The organism is Spirosoma migulaei (assembly GCF_054776855.1).
In genome coordinates, this window is sequence record NZ_BAAHBG010000043.1 from 1 (window position 1) to 21,597 (window position 21,597).

Sequence of the window (21,597 nt, forward strand, 5' to 3'; positions counted from 1 at the left end):
GTTCATGTCACAAAGATCTGAACTAGGACAAAATGCCACTATTTTAATGCGTTTAACCTGCCGCCAAAAAACAGAAATGGAAATTTACTAGTTAGGGGCTTTTCTTTAGTTAAGTTGGCACTGAATGGTAGAATCGATTTTAGGCGATCATAGTCCCAGCACAATAAAAACAAATTAGCCAATAGCATAAATGTTGCTGCACGAGTTCCTTCAAACCGGACTGAATAGGTGAGCACACAAATATTTAGGATAATGGGGAAGCTGCTGATCGCGCCAATAAGTGCAGTCCTGGGAATGAGTAACAGGAGGGCAACGATTACCTGGCCAACCCCAATAAATGTATAATAGTAGCCTGTATTCAGTAAAGCATCAAAATATTGGCCTAGGGGATGATTATGGGATAAGCCAGCCGCAAAGCGTTCCCCCGAAATTTTCACATAGCCTGAAATTACCCATGCAACAGCCAAAGCCAAACGACAAAAAATGGCAAAGTAGTGATACCATTTGTTGTCCTTTGCCTCATAGTAGTAATACTCGAGTTTATTCGGCATACTGAATTGTATCTGTTTTTTTATAGTTTGGGTATACTTTTGCCGCTAACTTCCAAATATGCAAAACTGTGCGGAGTTCTTTTCACATATTCGCGAAGCTTAGGAGGTATTTGCGTAAGTTTTAGCTTACTCACTTCGCAAACTCCTCACCGGGTTCATCAACGCGGCTCTTACACTCTGGAAACTTACCGTCAGCAACGCGATACCTATCGCTACGAAACCCGCTACGGCAAACATCCACCAGGCAATGTCAATTTTATAGGCGAAGTCGGCGAGCCATTGGGTCATGGCGTACCAGGCGAGGGGAGCGGCAATGACGATGGCGATCAGTACTAGTTTCAACACGTCTTTCGAGAGGAGTGTTACGATGCTGACGACACTCGCGCCCAGTACTTTGCGGACGCCGATTTCTTTGGTGCGTTGCTCGGCAGAGTAGGTCGCCAAACCGAATAAGCCGAGGCAGGAAACCAGTAGGGTGAGTAACGAAAACCCGTTGAACAGGGTGATCATGAGTTTATCTTTTCGGTATTGGGCATCAAAAGCCTCGTCCAGAAACGTGTACTCGAAAGGGAAGTTTGGGTAATGTTTTTGCCAGGCCGTCTGTATCAGTGGCAACTGTTCCGGCTTCATTTTCAGCGTCAGGTTGGCAGGGGGAGTGGTATTGAATACCAATACGACCGGCTCGATGGCTGTATGCAGGGAGTGATAGTTGAAGTTTCGGATTACGCCAATAACCTTGCCCTTGTGCATAAATCCTTCCATCGGTTGGCCAACGGCCTGTTTCCAGCCCGCCTGTTTAACAAAGGCTTCGTTCACCAGAAAAGCCCCGTTCTTATCGGATTCGGAACCCGCCGATAGGTTCCGGCCACTCGCCAGTTTCAGGTTCAGCAACGGCAAAAAGCGGTCATCAATGGACAGGTAATTGCTCATCACTTCCCGTTTTTTGCCCGCCGATTGAAAAATAGTCGTTGCTTTGGTTAGTATGGCATCGGGCTTAATTCCCGACCCTAGCGATGCGTCCCTGATTTCGGTCCGTTGCCGTAACTCATTGGCGAGGGCATAGCCGTAGGTTCTGGACAGTGAATCGTCGGGAAGGTGAACGGTGAGCACCTGCTCTTTCGTGAACCCCAGATCAACGTGTTGCATGTAATTCATCTGATTATGCGCCACCAATACACCAATAATCATACCCACCGCCAGCACAAACTGAAACACGGTTATCGCTTGCCGGAGTCCGAAACCCCGCCCCAAACCTCCCGATTGTTTCCGTAATACAGTTGCCGTGTTAAAGCCGGACAAGACAACCGCCGGGTAAAGTCCACCCAGCAAGGCGGTACTCCCTAAAGCGATACTTGCCATCAGCAAACCATCGGTCCAGGCTATAGCAAGCTGAATTTGCAGTAAGTCGTTGAAAAAAGGAATGGTGATTGCCAACAGGATGATCGCCAGAACGACCGCCAGTACACTCAACAGAAATGACTCAAACAAAAACTGACCAACCAACTGTTGCCGTAACGCCCCGCTGGCTTTTCGGATGCCCACTTCCTTCGCTCGCCCGGTGGCGCGGGCCGTCAACAGGTTGATATAATTGAGTAACGCAATGACCAGCACAAAACCAGCCAGAAACAGGAAGAGATAGCCGTATTGTTTATTGCCCTTCGGCATATCGGCCATTTTCCCCTGACTAAAATGTACATCTTTCAGAAATTCGGTCTGGAATACAACGGCGTAGCCCACGGCACCCACTTTTTTCAGTTCCGGCTGGATATAAGTTTTGCTGAGCACGGCCAGCTTCTTGTCAAAGGCGTTTAGGTTGGGGGATTGGCGAAACAGAAGGAACGTATACACCGGAAAATCATCGACTAGCCAGTCGGTGTAGGTCGAATAATCCTTAGCCAGCAACGCGCTGATCTTCATGTCGGCGTTGGACGGCAAATCGGCCATGACGCCCGTAATGCGATACAGTTTTTTGTTGCACAAAAATGTCTTACCCAGCACACTCGTGCGTCCGGCGTATTTCCGGGCAAAACTTTCGGTAACAACGGCGGTGTTGGGTTCGGTTAATGCCCGTGCCGGATTTCCCTCGATGAAGGGATAACTAAACACCGAGAAAACGGCCTGCTCTGCGTAATACACGTTGGGTTCATTCTGCAACTTCGTCCCATACCGAATGGGGGCCGACACCGGCTCGAATCGGGCGGCTGTTTCCACTTCCGGGTAATCCCGTTTCAATGCGCTGGCCAGCAGGATTGAGCAGGAGGCTACCGATATCGGCGCATCGGGTGTCGTAATCGTTGTCGTAACGCGAACAATGCGGTCGGCATTTTTATGAAAACTGTCGTAGGTGAATTCATGCTTCACGTACAGCACCATGAGTAAGCAGGCCGTCAGCCCAACGGCCAGGCCTCCGGCATTCAGGCCAGTATAGAGTTTATTCGTCCAGAGATGGCGACGAGCGATTTTGAGGTAGTTAGCGAGCATAGTTCACGTTTCTTACGTAGAGTGGTAAGGCGCGTGAAGGGTTGTTTTTCAGGTTGTTAAAAATAGTTAAGGCTGTTACTCCACAGATGCTATTGACTGGCAACAAAGCCAACCGTCAACGGGCTAAGGCTGTGATGTCGGCGGGGCCGCCCGCGCGGTACTAATAACCGACAGTTTAGGTTTTGAGAAACCTATAGATATGAACAGTAGGTTTTGAGAAACCTAAACTGTCAGATTTAAGAATCTGACACCACATCAATAGACCTCATTGAGCATAGTTTTCAACAGTCTCAACGAGAACACCACGTCAAAGCGGGGTTTTTACTTCGTAATTACCAGTTCGTCCCTAACCTTCCCGTCTTTATCGTAGACCGTATACGTAAGTTTTTTGCCTTGAATGTCCATCAATTGGTAGAAAGGGCCGTTTTTATACCGGAGTGCGGCATAAGGTTCGTCCGGCCAGATGGCATGTTCGCTGGGTATGCCGATGGAGATGGTATAAATCGTTCCCTGCGCGGGAGTAGCTACGTCTTTGCCGTTATAGGTAGGCTTGGAGCGCATGTAATAATGCACGTGCCCACTCATGACCATATCCACGTGATATTGATCGATCAGTGGCCCCCAGGCTTTCCGAATATCGGCGTAATCTTCTTCAAACGTGTAGGGCGGAAAATGGAAGAACATGAATTTCCAATCGGCTTTCGATTGCGAAAGTTGCTGCTTGATCCACGCGGTTTGTGCCTCAATAGGAGCCGTTGCATCGATCATCAAAAACAGCGCGTTTTTATACGTAAACGTGTAGGTCTGTTCATCGGGTACTTCGGGGTGCTTTGGTCCATTGTGCGGCAGGCTGAACATTTGCTGATACATCCAGGCCCCCAGGCCATCCTGACTGTCGTGATTACCGGGAATAGGCAGCAGCGGTTTGGATTGGAAGACGTTTCCCGAATACTGCCATAATTCGTCCCATTCATCCCGATGCAACCCCGTACTGACTAAATCTCCGGCTATCGAATAAAAGGCAATGTTGGGATGCCGGGTAAGCGTTTGTTGCGCCATCTCTCCCCATACGGGCGATTTATGCGTATCACCGAACCAGATGAACGAGAAGCCTTCCTTCGTGTTGGATTGCGTTTGGAAGGAAGCCACGGAAGACCAGCGGCCTTGGGTTGATCCTACCTGATAATCATAGGTTTTGCCGGGTTGTAGCCCCGTTAACTGCGTCGTAAACCGATGCGCGTACCGATCATTTTGCAGGAGCCGATCTTCCATTTTATACAGAACAGCCGCTTTGGTCAGGGTGTCATGGCTGCCCTTCAGCCAATATTTGGTAACGCCAGTCGGTACGGACGCGGAGGTTCGCCATTGAATGTCCTGGGTGGTGGCGGGGGTGCCACTCCAGGTGAGCAGGAGGTGATCGGGTTGGGTTGTGGCCGGAAATTTGGTTCGGCGGAAAGCGCCTATTAAATGGGCTTCCCGCGCTCTGCCGCGAATTGTCTGAAACAGGGTCTGGCCGCGTAGGGATTCAGGTACTTCGTTGAGTTTCAGGTCGCTCCAGTCGTGGTAGGTAAATGCCCCTTTTTGGAATTTGGTGAATGTTTGATGAGTGGGGAAAATAGGCGTGATGTGTAACGGATCACCGGCGTGCTGCGCCTTCACGCTGATGAAATAGACCGGCCGGTGTTTGTCAAATCCATTAATGCCTAACGAGACCACGCCTGCATCGAACGTCTTTTGCCAGACCTCATAGGTATATTCTTCATTTTTGACGACCAGTTCCGTCTTACGAAATCCACTGTCTTTCAGCCAAAACGGAAGAACTTTCTGCCCCTGATCCCGCATCAGCGAAACAACGACCGGAACATTGGCCCGGAACGTCCAGTATTGAGTTGCCAGTACCTTTTTCTCCTGATCTGTCAGGACAGAGAGCACAAAATTCTGCTGAATCGTATCGAGTTGTTGAGGTTGGTAGGTTTTATACAAACGGGTGACAACGCCATCCATCACCGCCTTGACACCCGGCTTGGGTTGGCGGCTATCATCAATCACAAACGCCGTTAGTAGTACGAGGAGCAGGAAAAGAAAAGAACCAGAAAATTTCATGTAGACAGCTAGTGGGGAGACTCGAACATGAGCTGTTTAAACTTTCTTAATTTCGTTAAAACTGAATCGGTTTTTTGTCATTCCGACGCAGGAGGAATCTCAAGCTTCCATCTTAGTCAAGCTTGAGATTCCTCCTGCGTCGGAATGACAAAAAAAACACGCTAATTCTAGCTAGAAAATGAAAGTTTAAATACGCTCCTGAATAGTACGCCCAGCCTCACCGCAAAGGCTATCTACCGGCTGTTAATTTTTTGTGATGCGATGGCGCGGATGGCGCAAGGCTCTGGCCTTGTGTCTACTATTCCCCGGCCTCTGGCCGGTGTGAAAGCTATTAATAATAAAGCGGCCAGAGGCCGGAGAATAATAGACACAAGACCAGAGCCTTGCGCCATCGCGCTACTCACTCCTTAAACTCTTCACTGGGTTCATCAAAGCCGCTTTTATGCTCTGGAAACTCACGGTTAACAGCGCGATGCCAACGGCCAGCAAACCTGCCAGGGCGAACATCCACCATTCGATGTCGATTTTGTAGGCGAAGTCGGCGAGCCATTTGTTCATGGCCCACCAGGCCATCGGGGATGCCAGAACGATGGCAACGAACACCAGTTTCAGGAAGTCTTTGGAGAGAAGCGCCACGATACTGGCGACCGACGCGCCCAGTACTTTACGCACACCGATTTCTTTGGTACGCTGCTCAGCCGAAAAGGTGGCTAAACCGAATAAACCCAAACAGGCAATGAAAATGGCGAGGCCCGAAAAAATGCTGAACAGGAGGCCATATTGCTTGTCGGCTTGATATTGCTTTCCATAGAATTCATCCAGAAAGAAATAATCCAGCGACGATTCCGGAAACAACGATCCCCAGATACTCTCCACCTGTCCCAGCAGATGCTGAGGATTATCTGCCCGGAATTTGATGGAATAAAAATTCGTTGGAATCCAGCTAAAGGCGGGGTCCATAAAGAGCATGATGGGCGTAAACGGCTGATGTAATGACTGTTGGTGATAATCTTTCACCACGCCGATAATTTCGCTGGCTTGATTCGGCGTTGTTTCTAAAGCTATTTTTTGCCCAATAGCCTGTTCAATAGACGTAAACCCAAAGTACTTAACCGCCGACTCGTTGAGCACCAGGGCCGTTGAATCGGCCGGGCGGGTCTTGTCGAAACCACGACCGGCTAATAGGCGTAACCCATAAGTCGGGATGAAGTCGAAATCGACTTTCAGCATTTCTACGAGCCGGTTGTCGGCGGGACTGGCTTCGAACCGGCGATTGGCCAGAAACTGCCCGACCTCTTTGCCCGGAACTGAGCCTGAACCTGTCACATTCGATACGCCCGCCAGTGCATTGATGCGTTTTTTTAACAGCTCAATTTTACCCGCATAATCAGGCGTGTTGACCGGCGATTTAATTACGACGACCTGATCGGTGAGCACGCCCGGCCGCTGGTTCATCATGTAAGCCGTCTGCCGATAAACAACCAATGTGCTGACGAGTAAAATCACCGAAATAACAAACTGAACCACAACCAGCGATTGCCGGAACGACCGCTCCCTGCCCGAGAATCGGAAGCGCCCTTTCAATACCGAAGCTGGCGATGCCCGTAACAATACCGTTACCGGATAAGCGCCTGTCAGGACGATTCCCAACAGCCACAGCGTCAGAAATCCGACAATCACCAATGGGTCGGCCCACACGCTCTGTGCCGGATGCAGGTGCAGTGAATCGGGGAGTAACTGTGCCGCAATAATCACCGTTGGCACGGCCAGTACCAGCGCAATGGTGTGAACCAGCATCGATTCGATCACAAACTGGAACAACAGCATTCGTCGCGATGAACCGATCATCCGCCGAACACCCGCTTCTTTGGCCCGATGCATTACCCGTGCCGTGGTCAGATTGCTGTAATTGACCCAGCTAATCAGCAGAATGACGAGCGCAATCACCGACAGAAAATCGACGGCGGTCCGGTTTCCTTTGATTTCAATTTCGTTCGGCGTAGCCGGGTTGAGGTGCAGATCGTGAAGGGGAACTAACTGGATGCCCCAGGTCACGTCCCGCATCGTCGACTCGGTTTTATAGTGCTCGGCGAGCGCCGGGAATTTGGCTTCTACCCGGCTGGGATCGGAGTGAGGTTTGAGTTGAACGAACGTATAACTGGAATGCTGATACCAAAAATGCCAGGTACGGGGCGGAGCCGTTTTGCCGGAAATCAGCATGCTAAACTGTATGGTCGAGTTGACGGGCAAATCCGCGAAAACGCCGGTAACCCGACAAGTCAGTTGCTGAGATCGGGTACTAATTTCCAGCGTTTTTCCCAGTGGATTCTGCGCGCCGAAATACTTGTGTGCCGCCGATTCGGACAGAACTACGGAATTGGGTTCGTTCAGAAACGTCCGGCGGTCGCCCTGCACCACGGGATAGTCGAAAAAGGTAAAGAAATTCGAATCGGCCAGGCAGACGTGCGATTCGCGAAACTTCTGATTTTCATAACGGACAACCCGTTCTGAATTTCGCCAGACGATGCGCGTAAAGCTTTCCACCTCCGGAAAATTCGCTTTCATGGCCGGCGCAAACCCGGTCGTGCTTGTTGCCCAGTGTTCGGATTTATGTCCCGCTCCATAAAACAGGGTTTCCACCCGATAAATGGATTTATCCTCGGCCACTACATCCTGGTCGTAACTCTGTTCGAATCGAACGTACTGAATCAACAGGCCGCAGGTGGCCAGGCCGAGTGCCAGACCTGTGATGTTAAGCAGGCTGTATAACCGCTGTTGACGAATTGATCGCCAGGCAATTTTGACGTAGTTTGATAGCATAGGGCGTTTGGCGTGGAGCAGGGTGCATGGAGCGGACCGTCGTTACGGCAGGGGCACCGGTCGATGTTGCCCCGCTCCATGCACCCTGCTCCACGCATCTACTCAGATCTTAAACTTTTCACCGGATTCATCAACGCGGCTTTGATGCTCTGAAAGCTCACGGTCAGCAAGGCAATTCCTACAGCTAAGATACCCGCTAGCGCGAACATCCACCACTCGATGTCAATTTTATAGGCAAAATCGCTGAGCCACTGGCTCATGGCGTACCAGGCAATAGGCGAGGCAATGATAATGGAGATGAAGACCAGTTTCAAAAAGTCTTTCGAGAGCAAGCCAATGATACTACCCACCGACGCACCTAATACTTTGCGCACCCCAATCTCTTTAGTGCGTTGCTCGGCCATGAACGCTGCCAACCCAAACAGGCCCAGGCAGGCAATGAGGATGGCGAGTGCGGCAAAGGTCAGGGCAATGGTGCCTACCCGTTGTTCGGCCCGGTACATTTCATCGAAACTGTCGTCCATGAACTGGTAGCTAAATGGCTGGCCTGGGGTGATCTGCTTCCATTTTGCTTCGATTTGTGATACCAGTGCTGGAAGATTTGTACTACTTACCCGAAAAGAAGCGGCTCCAGAATTTGAATCGAGCACCAGGGATAAGGCCCCGATATTTCGCCGAAGCGATTCGAAATGGAAGTTTTTGACAACGCCGATGATCGTGTACGTTTTCTGGGTTTTTCCCTGTGCATCGTCAAATCGCCACACACGCTTGCCAATAGGATCTTTGAAGCCTAATACCTTCACGGCGGCTTCATTCAGAATAATGCCCGACGAATCGGAGCCGAATGACCGGGCAAAGTCGCGCCCCTGAACAAGTTGCATGCCGAGGGTTTTTACGTAGTCGTAGTCAACTCCCCAGTTCTGCATATTAACACCTTTGTTCCTATTCGACTCCCCTTCGGCAAAGAAGGCGTTATCGTTTCGATTCGAGGGCGTTGGCAGGTATCCTGAAATACTACCACTGACCACGCCTGGCAAACGAAGCACTTCCTGCTTAAAGGTTTCGGCCTGCTTACCCATCGCATAAACGCCGTTGACGGTGAGGACTTGATCGCGTTTGAAACCTACATTCTTGGTCTGAATGTAGGTAATTTGCCGGTACACGATAATTGTCCCGACAATAAGTACCACGGACATCATGAACTGAAACACCACCAGCCCACTCCGTAAGCCAGCGCTTTTGAAACTCACGTTTATTTTGCCCTTAAGCACCGTTATCGGCTGAAAAGATGACAGGAAGAAGGCTGGATAGCTACCCGCCAGTAGCCCAACTACAATGGGTAAGGCCACTAACAGCGGCAGGTAATAAGGTGATACGAGCTGAACGATGCTCATCTCTTTCCCCGCAATTGTATTGAAGCCCGGTAAAGCTATGGCTACGATACTGATGGCGAGTACCATAGCCAGTACTGTAGTTAGTATTGATTCGGTCATGAACTGGCCAATGAGTTGCTGCCGTTCTGAGCCCATCACTTTTCGAACCCCCACTTCTTTTGCCCGATTTGCCGACCGTGCCGTGGCCAGATTCATGAAGTTGATGCAGGCAATCAGCAGGATGAACAAAGCCACCGCCGAGAAGATATAGACATACTGGATGTCGCCGTTGGGAGCCAGTTCGACTTGTTGTTTAGAATGCAGGTGAATATCCGTAAGCGGAATCAGCCAGTAACCTACGCTATTCCCCGCTTTGCGAAACTGATCCATGCTCGTGCCAATGAGTTGCATCGCTTGTGGGCCAACATACTTTTCGATAACGGTAGTAAAGTTTTTACTAAACACCTGGGCATCACTACCTGGTTTGAGTAAAATATAGGTGTGGTGATTATTGCTGAGCCACTGCCCCCAGGGATAATCATCGTTGAGCATGCTGAGGAAAAAATCACTTCGGAAATGCGAATTTTTGGGCATATCGCGCATAACCGCCGATACCTTGAAGGTTTTATTGTTGTCGAACACCATCGGCTGGCCCATCGGATTCTGATTGCCGAAGTGCCGTTTCGCTGCCGACTCGCTAATGACTACCGTATTGGGTTCGGACAATGCCCGTTTGGGATCACCCGAAATGAGAGGTAGGGTAAACACATCGAACAGGGTGGAATCGGCAAAGGTGATATTGTCTTCCCGCAGACTCGTTGGCTCACCCGTCCGCTTCACTAACCACGTTCCCCGCTGGTGCAGCCTGACAAACTGCTCGACCTGCGGATAATCTTTCTTGAGGGTTGGCCCCATTGGGTCAGGAGAAACGGCAAAGTGCATGTCGTTACCTCCGAACTTAATGTCGGACTGAACGCGGTAGATGCGGTCGGCTTTTTCGTTGTAGCGGTCAAAGCTCAGCTCGTCCAGCACGTAGAGCATGATGAGCAGGCAACAGGCCAGTCCAACGGCCAACCCAAAAATATTGATGAACGTAAAGCCCTGCTGTTTGCGGAGCGTCCGCCAGGCGATTTTAAGATAGTTCGTTAGCATAGTAGTAACACGTAATACTAGCATACCCCAAATGTTGTACCGGAAAGATAAAGCGCTTATTGCTAGGTGATTAGTTGGGGTATTTTATTGATACATGTCCGAAACTGGACAGGAAGCGGACAGCTACGGACAGGTTCTTTATGGATCAATGGCCTTGCTTGTTTTTCGGTGAAATCCACTCCCGGAACGTATGTTCTCGCTTGGCTACGCTGACCGGGCTGGCGTACCACCGGGCTGGCGTACCAGTGAGCTATTGTTTTAACGGCCTCTGGCCGGAGACTAGCAAATTGGGCGCAAATAAAAAAAGGTATATAAATCGTAACGACATCACTTTCGCTATATAATTTCAATCCTATTGACGTACAGTCGATTATGAGTGATGATAGTAGGATGCTCAAGTAGGTATGGCAACTGCGCCATCTCACATACTTGAGTCATTTGTCAATCTGAGACGTTGATTTGTGAGATGACAATTTGCAACTCCTATTGTCGAGCTTTAGGGGCGATAGAGAAATGGGATGTCTATCTCGTAAAAGCGGGTGTGGCTGCGACATAGCCTCCCTTTCGTACTATTCTAGGAGGTACGAAAATAAATCCATTGCACAACGGCCAAATAGTAGGTTTCAAGGCGATTCGGAGTCCTAAAAGCAGGTCGATTTTTCGTACTTTTCTTCTTAAAGTACGAAACGAGATAATAATGGTATGAGAACAAATAGACGTTCGTTTATAGAGTAACGTTATTAGATCTTTACTTCATGTCAGTATGAGCTTCCATCCATGCCAAAGCAAGATGCTGCTTTATAGTGATTTCCCCCGTTTTATATACATTCATATACATATATTATATAAATAAATATTAATGATTAATTATTGTAGTGTTATTGTCAGTTTCTAGTAAGCTGATGTTCACGTACTTCCTTGGGTATACACCAAATTCTGCATTTAATTTTATGCGGTAGACAATGATGAAGGCTATAGACTTCTCGTTGAGACAGCGCCAGCTCATTAACAGGGTAGAAGAGAAGTAATAAGAAGCACCATTGTATTTGGTTTCATTTGCATGCCTTTTTACTCAAGGCCGACTATACAAACTACTAAAGAGAGATCAGCTTTCTTTGGTGAAAAGGTATCATAACGGTTTAGTACAGTTCCAATATGTGTTTATCAGCTCTATCAGCCAAATAGTGTTTTTCCTTACGCTAAGGGGATTATTTCCACACAATTATGCACAAATACCTTTGTATGAATAATGAACAGAGTATACTAGTCATGGAATGGGTTCAGACTATTCAACAGTATGATGCTAACTATAGAAATATAGCCAGCCAAATTGAAGCGAATCAACTAATCTCACAACTTTCTAGTCATCACGTTGACGAGTTAAAGCCTAAAAATGATGAACTACTTGGTTTGTTGAAAGCTATGCACCAGACTCTCGTAAAGTTAGAGGATGAATTAAGCCGCCCAGATTCTGACCTAGATGACAAATACGAAAGGTTAAAAACACACATTAAAATTATCAACAATCTCAACGGCTATGTTGCTTGCTATTAAATCAGAGAGTTACAGGCTGAACCTATGATTCTGCCATTTGTCATGAAAACACCAATTTAAGGCTATTACTTTCGCTTGTAGCTTAGTTTTTTGACCAAAGAATCTCGGCAATAAGAGCCGTCATACTTAGCAACTTAAGCCGTAACCACGTCTAATTGATAAAATCATTTTACGCTCTTGATATATTCAGGTAGTTTCCTTGTTGTCCTACTGATCTTATTGCTCCTGTATCGAACATTTCGATTCAGCAAACGCTGTCCCGCTTGTGGTTATTCAGAACCGGATCGTATGCGCTGGAAAGGGATTATGAAACGTCTCCCTGTCAAAGCCTATCACTGTCCAGGTTGCCGACACAACTTCTATCTTATCGAAGATTTTACGAAAGCAACAGTAAGCCAACCTGACAATTCTATAAGTCCGAAGCTTGAATAAAAATCGAGTACATTTCGTACGTTGGGAAGTAAAGTACGAAAAATAGTAAGCTTACATCTCAGATAACCCTCCCGACTGAGACGAAGAGAGATTTGAGTGCTAGTAATTCGGGCATATTGTAAGATAGCCTGCTACTTATACTGTACAAGTCGTACTTTTTTACGAGATAGACAAACAACTATTATCTTGACTATCCTTACGTCAATGCCGATTTTTGTCGTTATCCAGCTATCGTCTTTTTTATCAGCTCACTTTTTCAGTTAACCAATCCAGTATATCGCCCATGACAATTTCTTTGTCAAGGTCATTAAGCAAGTCATGGAAGTGTCCTTCATAAAACTTTAATGTTTTGTCGGCCGATGACGCATGGTCATAGAAATACTGGCTTCCACTAGGTTTGGTTGCTTTGTCAGCCGTACCATGAAGAATCAGCAAGGGGAGTTGGATAGCAGCCATTTCTGTCTTGAGCCGCTCGTCCGCTAGCGATAACTGCTGCACGGTTTTGGTCGGCTGCACTTCATTGGCAATCAGTGGATCAGCGTTCATGAACTCAACGACAGCCTGATCGCGGGAAAAATCTTCATTGTTCAACCGCAGCACGTGGGCATGAGGAAACAGGTGGCTTAGTCCTCTCAGGACCGCAACGGCAAAATCAGGAGCCGGTACTTGGAAAGCGAAGCTTTCACAAATGAAACCCCTGAGCTTATGCTGATGCTCCAAGACATAGATGGAGGATAAAACGCCCCCTGCGCTATGACCCAGTAGGAAAGTTGGCAAGCCTGGATGGGTGGATTGGGCAATATCAACTAGCTTATCGAGTTCTTTGACAAACTGTTCATAGTCGGCAATGTAGTACCGTTCTCCATCGGAGTGGCCCCGGCCCGGAAAATCAATGGCATACACCTCAAAATCCTGAGCCGTCAACTGTTGGGCAGGCCATAGAAAATACCCACTATGCGAATTAAATCCGTGCGCAAAAACGAGGATCGCCTTAGGCGAATTGACGGCCTTCCAATGCTTGTAGGCCACGTTCAATCCCTCTTCTGAGAGAAAGGACTCTTGAGTAAGTGTTTGCATGGTTTTCTATCCTGATAAAAAGTAGATTGCCAAGAAGGCATATGGTCCTTCGATTCAGCCCGATAAAATTGGCAAGTAGTAGCTTACTCTTCTCAGTATAAATCGACTGAAAAACGGTACAATCAATGGTTTTTTTATCTAGAATTTTACTGAAATGAATATTCTCGTACTCAGTTGTCAGTGAGTTACGAGGACTTTCCCATACCATCTATTTAAAGTATAAACTGAAGTCTATGTTCATTACTCTGAGTGATTCTAATGAGTATGAGACAAAAGGTTATTCTTATAGAACGCTCCTTCTTGAGACGACAAGAATGGTGTAGGTCGGCTTCGAAAAGCGAGCGTTTGATGATACAGATAAAAACCTCACAAGCATCGATATATGATTGATGCTTGTGAGGTTTTAAGTAGATCCGTTGATTTACTCGCTACGTAAACTTTTTACTGGGTTCAGCAAGGCAGCCCGAATACTTTGAAAACTAATAGTCAGAAAGGCAATCGTAACCGATAGGACGGCAGCCGAGGCAAACACCCACCAACGAATTGGCGTCTGGTAAGCAAAATTCTCCAGCCACCGATGCATACCATACCAAGCTAGGGGAGAGGCTACCAGAAAAGCCAATACAACCAGTTTCAGGAAGTCTTTCGACAAGAGACTGACAATACTACCTGTCGAGGCCCCCAGCACTTTGCGTACTCCAATCTCCTTCGTTCTCTGGACTGTGGCATAGGAGGCCAGACCGAGTAAACCCAGACAAGAGATAAAAATGGCCAAGAGCGCGAAAGTCAGAAAAAGGGTTTGGAATCGTTCGTCGCTTCGGTACTGGCGGTCGAAAAACTCATCCATGAAGTAATAATCGAACGGACGATCAGGATTGTGTTGCCGCCATTGGGCTTTGATGGCTTCGACTACCCCGCGCATATTTCGCCCATCCAGTTTGACTGACAGTAAATCGCCATTCCACCAGTCGGTCACGCGGAACGTCAGAGGTTTAATGGTTTCCTGTAACGATTTGAAATGAAAATCTTTCAATACACCCACAATCCTCCCTGTCCGTCCCCATTGTTCGACTCGTTTGCCGATGGCAGCCTGCGCGGTGCTGTAGCCCAACACCTTTACCATTGCTTCGTTAATCATAAATGACTGCGAACTGTCCGCCGGGAAATCTCGGGAAAAGGCTCTTCCGGCCACCACTTTAAGGTCATATTGTGGAATGAAGTCAAAATCGATCCGGTACACATCCAGATTACCCCCCTGCATATCACCCGCATTATTCTCCATGAAGGAGGCCGCCTGCGAATTCTTTCCCCCCGGTACGCTAGAGGAAGCCGCCGTTGATTTAACGCCACTCAGCCCGCTTATAGACGCAGCGAAGGCATTCCGTTTCGAACCGTTTTGCGCTCTGATCACCAGCATCTGGTCCTTGGAAAAACCCAGCTCACGGGTACGCATAAAATCCACCTGCGAATAGATGACCATTGTGGCAATGATCAACACAGTAGCAATCGTGAATTGGCCGGTTACCAATCCCTTTCGTACCAAAACGCCTTTTGCATTGGCGATAAAACGACCTTTCAGTACAATCACTGGCTCAAAGGACGATAGAACCAGTGCAGGATACGTACCAGCCAGACATCCAATCGCCAAGGCAGCGATAGCCATCCCGCCCACAAACGGCAGATTGCTCAGGATGCCCGGACTAATCAGTTTGCCGGCAAGCGAATTGAACCCAGGAATCAGCAGAGTAGAAAGGATAAGGGCAACCAAGAAAGCAAGCATACATAATAGCACCGATTCGCCAATAAACTGCCGCGCCAGTAGCCCTTTAGCGGCACCTATCGCTTTTCGGACCCCGACCTCTTTTGCACGGTCGATCGATCGGGCTGTGGTCAGATTAATAAAATTGATACAGGCAATCAATAAAATAAACAGGCCAATTACCGAAAAGACCGTTACGTTGGCCCTACTCCCTGACTCCTCGGCACCTCGCTTGGAGTAGAGATACACGTCCCGTAACGGTTCCATAACCATCGTAATCCCCATCTTGTGTTCACGCATCATCTTGCCCGCATGACTTTCCAGAAACCGGGGAAATTTGTCGGCTAGTGCATCGGGGGTAGCGCCGGGTTTGAGCAACAGGAAGGAAAGCGTACCAAAATCACCCCATTCTTGCTCAATTCCTTTATTGAAATGCTGGGTGTAGGAAATCATGGATACAAACAAATCGCCCTTTATCTGGGAATTTGCGGGAATATCCTGCATAACTCCCGTAATTTTAACGGGAGTCCCCTCGTCGCCCAGGAGCAGTGTCTGGCCCATCGGATCCGAATCCCCGAAATATTTCCGGACTGTCTTTTCCGGAAGAACCACGCTCATCGGCTCGCTCAGCGCTGTTTTGGGATCACCTTCGAGCAGTTTGAAATCGAAGAGGCTAAAGAACGACGCATCGGCAAACACCGTTTTGTTTTCCTGAAATTTCAGATCGCCTTTTCGGACCAGTCGTTCCTTGACACTAAGGCGTGCGAAATTTTCGACTTCTGGAAATTCTCGTTTAAGATTAGGGGCAAACGCCCACGAACTGATGTCGTAATGAATGGTTTCGGATTCGGTTTTGAGATCCGTCGCCAGTCGATAAATACGGTCAGCCTTTGTGTGGAAAGCGTCGTAGGTTAGTTCAAAATGAACGTAGAGGGCAATCAGAAAGCAGGCCGTCATGGCTACACTGAGGCCCATTACGTTGATAAATGAAAACAGCTTATATTTCCACAGGTTGCGAAAAGCTATTTTGAGATGGCTATGTAGCATAGTAGTGCTTAGAAAGGATGGCGAGTAGGTAGTAGATGTCGTTGTTTGGATGCTGAACCGGCGCCTAATAAAGTAAGGACGACAAAAGCGAATCACTTCCCAGGCGTATAGCCGCCGAGCAGTAACTTCACCTCGTTCAGCCACTTGCTGGTCAAATTGTTCATGCAGATCGCCCAAGAGCTCTTCCCGTAAGTCGTCAGGACAGACGAGTCGTAGTAATCTGTCGGCCCAGGCAGGTGGCGAAGGTATAGGTTTGGGTTGCTGCATGGTTTACGATAAGGATAGGTTTGGTATAGAACCCCATAGATCGTTTCGCACCTGTCGCATCTCATCGAGCGTCCGTTTACCATAGGCTGTAATCGAAAACAGCCGCTTTCGACGCCCGCCCCGAGCGGTGGTGGCTCCGCCCAATTCTGATTGCACAAAGCCTTTTTCTTCCAGGCGGTACAAGGCCACATGGACCCCGCTGAGATTAATGGAACGGAGGGTCCGTTTCTTTAACTCCTCAGCGATATTGAGGCCATAAGCAGCCCCATTGAGGATGGCCACCGTTAATAGGACGAGTTCTTCAAATTCTCCCAGGTATGTTCTTCCCACAGTACGTTGTTCATAAATTTATTTTCTTATCATTTGCTAAACAAATCAGATGCCATAAATTTACACCTTTGATTATCAAAAGGTTGGCTTCTATTTCATTCGATTAGTTGTCCGAAAGCGTACAAGCCATGTCCGTTCCTGAACAGAATCAAGAGTGGCTAAGTAGCGGTAAGCCAAAAAAGCAGGAGAACGATCCGGTCGATTATCAGCAATTGAAGCAATAAACGGACTTACTTAGAAGAAATGAGTGATTAGGCAGAATCTGGTTTCACTTCGTGATTAGGATATGATGGATCAAGTTGGCTAGCTGCCTCTATATTGCCGATAGTAAATTATTTTCCAATAACGCTCCTCCCTGAAACGAAGAGACATTCATTTAGCTTCTTCGCAGGCTAGAGCGTTTTTAATAGACGCATTTTCTTTATTATCCAGCCAACACTAGCTGAAGTATATCCCCACAGATTTACAGCAGTTGCCTACCGTTGAGCAGAGCGATTAATTCGCTCATGTGTTCGATCTGTCCATAGCCATTACCGGCCACAGCGACCTGCTCGTGCAATGCTGTCGTATAAAAGGGTACGTAAATGGCGTGCGCACCGATATTCACGACCGGCAGCACGTCGGACTTAAGTGAGTTGCCGATCATTAGAAACTCGGCTGGCTGCAATCTGTAGCGTTTGAGTAGCTGCTGGTAAGTCAGCTCATTTTTTTCGCTAACAATCTCGACATGGTCGAAATAATGCCCGATACCCGAACGGGCCAGCTTGCTTTCCTGATCCAGCAGATCACCTTTGGTCAGTACCATCAATGGATAGGCTCCGCTGAGTTGGCGCAGGGTTTCCTCGACCCCATCGAGTAGATCAATTCGGTACCGGAGTAAATACTTGCCCTGGTCAATGAGTTGCTGAATTTCCCGGCCCAGCACCTGTCCCTCCGTTAGCAGAATGGCTACTTCGATCATCGATAAGATGAATCCTTTGGCTCCGTAGCCCATCAGGGCAATGTTTTGGCTCTGTACGGCAATTAGGGCTGCATCGAGCTGATCGGGGGTGCCGTATTGCGCTAAAAACGTTCGCAGGTCACGCTCAACGTCGTCGAACAGAGGCTGATTGGCCCACAGTGTATCGTCAGCATCGAAGGCAATCAGTTTAAGGTTTTCTTTAGCTATGTTCATAGTTTGGGCTTATTGGGCCGGTATCTGTTGGGGCGCCAACGCGTGGTATCGCTTTTGCAGTTGAAACAGCAGGTCCTGCTTTAATTGATTGGGGATAAAGGCCGCTAGCAGGGCCTGGCGATTGGTCGCGTAAAAATCAGCAATGTCCCAGCCAAACGTTTGTTGCATCTTTTGATACTCTTCACTCAAGCTAACGTTGACGATGGTTCGAGCATCGGTATTGAGGTTAAGTGCCACACCCGCCCGGTAGAGTTTGTCCACCGGATGCTGGGCATACGTATCGTACAGGTCGATCTGCACATTACAGGTTGGACAAACTTCGAGGTGAATCTGGTGCTTCTTCAGGTGCGCCACTAACTGGGGATCTTCAATGCTACGGACGCCATGGCCGATCCGACTGGGGCCAAAATATGCCAACGTTTCCCAGACACTCGATGGACCTTTCGCTTCCCCCGCGTGAGCCGTGCAGAAAAGACCGTGCTGTCTGGCATACTCAAATGCGTTCACATGCGCGGCAATGGGGAAGCCCGCTTCGTCGGCGGCAATGTCGAAGCCTGTTACGTGCGTGTCCTTAAACTGCTCGACCAGTCGCACCGTTTCCATACTTTGGGCTTCGGTATAGTGACGCAGGGTACAGAGTATCAGTCGGGCTTCGATGCCCGTTTCCCGCACGGCCTGCGCCGTAGCCGCTTCCGTATAATGAACCACCTCTTCCGGAGAAAGGCCTTTCTCCAGATGTTGAAGGGGGGCAAAGCGCAGTTCAGCATAGAGCACATGATCGGCCGCTAATTGCGTAAATAAATCCCGCACCACCAATTTCAGTTGCTCGGGTGTTTGCATCAACTCAATGCCCTTGGGAGCCCGTGTTAGAAAATCGGCCAAATTGTGGCACTTAGCCGGGGCAATGAACTCCTCCTGATATTGGGCTTCGGTAATGGTTGGGTCAATAGCGTTGACCACGTTGTAGCTTAGGGAGCAATCCAGATGCAGGTGCAGTTCAACTTTAGGTAAGGATTTAATGTCCATTTAAATTAAGAGATAAGTAGTGGCATATACTTCGTTACGGTATCAATCAAAAAATAGCGCATTGGGTCAGCCGGTAAAGCGATGATTCGGTTTAGAGGATCTAGTCCCCAAGGATTATCTTTACCTTTGTTGCCCACAATATAAGGGCCTGTCAAGGACATTTGACCCGTTGTAACTGGCGTGATAATTAAATACAATCCAGATTTATTGACTTACCTCAATCGGCTAGTTGCCGCCGACACGCATTCGTCATCAATTAGTCGGCGAACATTTACCAAGGGCCAGTTGCTGATTAGTCAGGGCGATTGTCCGCAGTGGGTTTACCTGCTCACCGGAGGGATCGTTAAGTGTTTCATCACCGAAGAAAACGGCCGAAGCTATGTGCTGGAATTTTTAGGCGAAGGTGAAATGCTGGGTGAACTGGAGCTTTTGACTGGGACGAATAATCTGTCTACCGTTGAAGCACTGACGGATGTTACGGCCTACCAGATTAGTCAGGACTTGTTTCACTCGTATCTGCTGGAGGAACCCCATTTTAATCGGCTCCTGCTCCAGGAACTGGCCCTGCGGCTAAGCCGTACAGCCCAACGAGCGTCCTACCAGCAAATTTTTCCAGTAGAGTATGCTATCCTGAAAGTACTTTTTCTGTTTACTGAGAGTCAGCCTTCCGTATCCAAACAAAATCTGGCAGACTACTTAGCGATTCCGGTCCGGAGCCTAAACCGAATACTAGCCCGCCTGAGTGCACAGAACCTGTTTACTGCTACGACCAAAACTGCCTTGACCGTCTCCAGGGAGAGGCTGACTGAACTTATCATAGCGTATCATTGAAACCGTATACGACAGATTGAATCAGACAGATCATAAAAATGACTGTCTCTTTTAACGCTCCTTTTCATAAGGATGGCAATAGTCCTTACTGGTGCGCCAGCCCGGTGGCAAAGTCAGGCGCGAACGTGAGTATCTTTACAACCTATGGAAACCTTACCCATTTTTCGTTTTTTACTAGTTCTATCTCTAGTCCTAAACAGTGGACTACTCCTGGCGCAGCCCAGAAAACAACCGGTGAAAAACTCCGCAGAACAAGCCGGTTTGTGGAAAGACACCGATGGGCATTTCATCAATGCGCATGGTGGCGGGATGCTTCAGCATAAGGGAACATACTACTGGTTTGGGGAAATCAAAAAAGGGAAACCATGGCTCGTTCCCGGCCAGAGTTGGGAATGTTATCGGGTTCCGGCGGGGGGGATTTCCTGCTATTCATCAAAAGACCTGAAAGCCTGGAAATACGAAGGAGTGGTTCTGCCAGCCACAACGAAAAACCGGCAAAGTGATTTAGATACCAGCAACGTCATCGAGCGTCCGAAGGTGATTTATAACCCAAAAACAGGCCAGTTCGTCATGTGGATGCACATCGACCACAAAGACTACAGCTATGCGCACGCGGGCGTAGCCGTAAGCGACAAACCGACCGGCCCATTTCGCTATGTGGGTAGCCTGAAACCCAATGGACACGATTCACGGGATATGACGGTCTTTCAGGATGATGATGGAAAAGCCTACCTGATTCACTCGTCCGAAAATAACAATACGCTGCACATCAATCTGTTATCGGACGATTACCTGAAACCAACCAATCGGTACATCCGCATTTTGGAAGGCAAACGACGTGAAGCCCCCGCGCTGGTTAAACAGGCCGGGAAGTACTACTTAATCACGTCAGACTGCACGGGCTGGAGCCCCAATCCGGCCTCGGTTGCCGTTGCCGATTCGCCGTTGGGGAAGTGGACAACTCAGGCGAATCCCTGCGTAGGCCCGAATGCTGAAACGACCTTCCAATCGCAAAGCACCTACATCGTTCCACTCGACCCGAAGCAAGGCAAGTTCCTGTTCATGGCCGATCGCTGGAACAAAACGAATCTTGAGGATTCTCGATATGTATGGTTACCGCTGGACATTAAGGCTGGAAAAGTAACAATACCCTGGCAAGCCAATAGGCTGTAGGTTAGCAAGTGGCTGGCGCGGGTATTTACCCCTGCCTTTTCATATAGCCAGCATTCGCTGGCACCTGAAAATCTAACTGTGCGTCAGTGAATACTGACGAAATTAAGAGGCACGAGTAAATACCCGCGCCAGCAGACCAATCCTACCCACTTCGCAAACTCTTCACCAGATTCATCAGCGCGGCTTTGATACTCTGGAAACTCACCGTCAATAGGGCAATCAGCACGGTTAGCACACCCGCCAGTGCGAACACCCACCAGCTAATCTTAATTTTGTACGCAAAGCCTGCCAGCCATTTAGTCATCACCCACCATGCCAGGGGCGAGGCAATGACCAGCGCCACCAACACCAGGATAACGAAGTCTTTCGATAATAAACCAACCAGGCTGGATACTGATGCGCCCAGCACTTTCCGAATGCCGATTTCCTTGGTTTTCTGTAATGACT

General features: G+C 48.4%; 13 protein-coding genes and 1 pseudogene. 3 read left to right on the forward strand and 11 right to left on the reverse strand.

The genetic code is table 11. The features are described 5' to 3' along the window. Nucleotides 1–38 precede the first annotated feature (38 nt). From ACYVGO_RS36205 to ACYVGO_RS36225, 5 genes are all read right to left on the reverse strand, one after another. Nucleotides 39–551, reverse strand: a complete 513-nt coding sequence (locus tag ACYVGO_RS36205; protein ID WP_460973565.1) for a hypothetical protein — start codon at nt 549–551, stop codon at nt 39–41. A gap of 126 nt (nt 552–677) precedes the next feature. Beyond that, nucleotides 678–3,032, reverse strand: a complete 2,355-nt coding sequence (locus ACYVGO_RS36210) for an ABC transporter permease (protein ID WP_460973567.1) — start codon at nt 3,030–3,032, stop codon at nt 678–680. A gap of 321 nt (nt 3,033–3,353) precedes the next feature. Next, on the reverse strand, nt 3,354–5,135 hold the full coding sequence (locus ACYVGO_RS36215) for a purple acid phosphatase family protein (RefSeq protein WP_460973569.1): 1,782 nt from the start codon (nt 5,133–5,135) through the stop codon (nt 3,354–3,356). 396 nt (nt 5,136–5,531) lie between these two features. After that, nucleotides 5,532–7,955 (reverse strand): ABC transporter permease, encoded by a 2,424-nt coding sequence (locus tag ACYVGO_RS36220; protein ID WP_460973571.1) that lies wholly within the window; start codon nt 7,953–7,955, stop codon nt 5,532–5,534. A gap of 98 nt (nt 7,956–8,053) precedes the next feature. Next, nucleotides 8,054–10,480 carry an ABC transporter permease gene (locus ACYVGO_RS36225; protein WP_460973573.1) on the reverse strand — a complete coding sequence of 809 codons (2,427 nt, stop codon included), beginning with the start codon at nt 10,478–10,480 and terminating at the stop codon, nt 8,054–8,056. A 1,242-nt stretch (nt 10,481–11,722) separates the two neighbouring features. On the opposite strand from ACYVGO_RS36225, the gene ACYVGO_RS36230 reads away from it, so the two are divergent. Then, entirely contained in the window at nt 11,723–12,034 is a 312-nt protein-coding gene (locus tag ACYVGO_RS36230) for a hypothetical protein (RefSeq protein WP_460973575.1), read from the forward strand. Between the two features lie 675 nt (nt 12,035–12,709). Here ACYVGO_RS36230 and ACYVGO_RS36235 read toward each other — a convergent pair. The 5 genes from ACYVGO_RS36235 to add all read right to left on the reverse strand — a co-directional run bounded on the left by ACYVGO_RS36235 (nt 12,710) and on the right by add (nt 19,146). Beyond that, nucleotides 12,710–13,543, reverse strand: coding sequence for a lysophospholipase (locus tag ACYVGO_RS36235; protein ID WP_460973577.1), 834 nt, complete (start codon nt 13,541–13,543; stop codon nt 12,710–12,712). 421 nt (nt 13,544–13,964) lie between these two features. Beyond that, nucleotides 13,965–16,616: an ABC transporter permease gene (locus ACYVGO_RS36240; RefSeq protein ID WP_460973579.1), complete on the reverse strand. Its 2,652-nt coding sequence runs from the start codon at nt 16,614–16,616 to the stop codon at nt 13,965–13,967. A gap of 3 nt (nt 16,617–16,619) precedes the next feature. Then, the gene (locus ACYVGO_RS36245) at nt 16,620–16,946 is read right to left on the reverse strand and encodes a PadR family transcriptional regulator (protein ID WP_460973581.1); all 327 of its coding nucleotides are present in this window, start codon (nt 16,944–16,946) and stop codon (nt 16,620–16,622) included. A gap of 463 nt (nt 16,947–17,409) precedes the next feature. Continuing rightward, nucleotides 17,410–18,120: an HAD family hydrolase gene (locus tag ACYVGO_RS36250; RefSeq protein WP_460973583.1), complete on the reverse strand. Its 711-nt coding sequence runs from the start codon at nt 18,118–18,120 to the stop codon at nt 17,410–17,412. 9 nt (nt 18,121–18,129) lie between these two features. Then, nucleotides 18,130–19,146 carry an adenosine deaminase gene (add, locus tag ACYVGO_RS36255; protein ID WP_460973585.1) on the reverse strand — a complete coding sequence of 339 codons (1,017 nt, stop codon included), beginning with the start codon at nt 19,144–19,146 and terminating at the stop codon, nt 18,130–18,132. Nucleotides 19,147–19,326: 180 nt separating this feature from the next. On the opposite strand from add, the gene ACYVGO_RS36260 reads away from it, so the two are divergent. After that, on the forward strand, nt 19,327–19,977 hold the full coding sequence (locus tag ACYVGO_RS36260; protein WP_460973587.1) for a Crp/Fnr family transcriptional regulator: 651 nt from the start codon (nt 19,327–19,329) through the stop codon (nt 19,975–19,977). A gap of 144 nt (nt 19,978–20,121) precedes the next feature. Further along, nucleotides 20,122–21,150 carry a glycoside hydrolase family 43 protein gene (locus ACYVGO_RS36265; protein WP_460973589.1) on the forward strand — a complete coding sequence of 343 codons (1,029 nt, stop codon included), beginning with the start codon at nt 20,122–20,124 and terminating at the stop codon, nt 21,148–21,150. A 142-nt stretch (nt 21,151–21,292) separates the two neighbouring features. Here the strand turns inward: ACYVGO_RS36265 and ACYVGO_RS36270 are convergent. Then, nucleotides 21,293–21,589, reverse strand: a pseudogene (locus ACYVGO_RS36270) (ABC transporter permease); the annotation flags it as partial. Nucleotides 21,590–21,597 lie beyond the last annotated feature (8 nt).

Coding starts and splice junctions, on each gene's coding strand:
- ACYVGO_RS36235 (WP_460973577.1), bottom strand. CDS start 13,543: ATGCAAACACTTACTCAAGAGTCCTTTCTCTCAGAAGAGGGATTGAAC.
- ACYVGO_RS36225 (WP_460973573.1), bottom strand. CDS start 10,480: ATGCTAACGAACTATCTTAAAATCGCCTGGCGGACGCTCCGCAAACAG.
- ACYVGO_RS36215 (WP_460973569.1), bottom strand. CDS start 5,135: ATGAAATTTTCTGGTTCTTTTCTTTTCCTGCTCCTCGTACTACTAACG.
- ACYVGO_RS36220 (WP_460973571.1), bottom strand. CDS start 7,955: ATGCTATCAAACTACGTCAAAATTGCCTGGCGATCAATTCGTCAACAG.
- ACYVGO_RS36205 (WP_460973565.1), bottom strand. CDS start 551: ATGCCGAATAAACTCGAGTATTACTACTATGAGGCAAAGGACAACAAA.
- ACYVGO_RS36240 (WP_460973579.1), bottom strand. CDS start 16,616: ATGCAGCAACCCAAACCTATACCTTCGCCACCTGCCTGGGCCGACAGA.
- add (WP_460973585.1), bottom strand. CDS start 19,146: ATGGACATTAAATCCTTACCTAAAGTTGAACTGCACCTGCATCTGGAT.
- ACYVGO_RS36230 (WP_460973575.1), top strand. CDS start 11,723: ATGAATAATGAACAGAGTATACTAGTCATGGAATGGGTTCAGACTATT.
- ACYVGO_RS36210 (WP_460973567.1), bottom strand. CDS start 3,032: ATGCTCGCTAACTACCTCAAAATCGCTCGTCGCCATCTCTGGACGAAT.
- ACYVGO_RS36250 (WP_460973583.1), bottom strand. CDS start 18,120: ATGAACATAGCTAAAGAAAACCTTAAACTGATTGCCTTCGATGCTGAC.
- ACYVGO_RS36265 (WP_460973589.1), top strand. CDS start 20,122: ATGGAAACCTTACCCATTTTTCGTTTTTTACTAGTTCTATCTCTAGTC.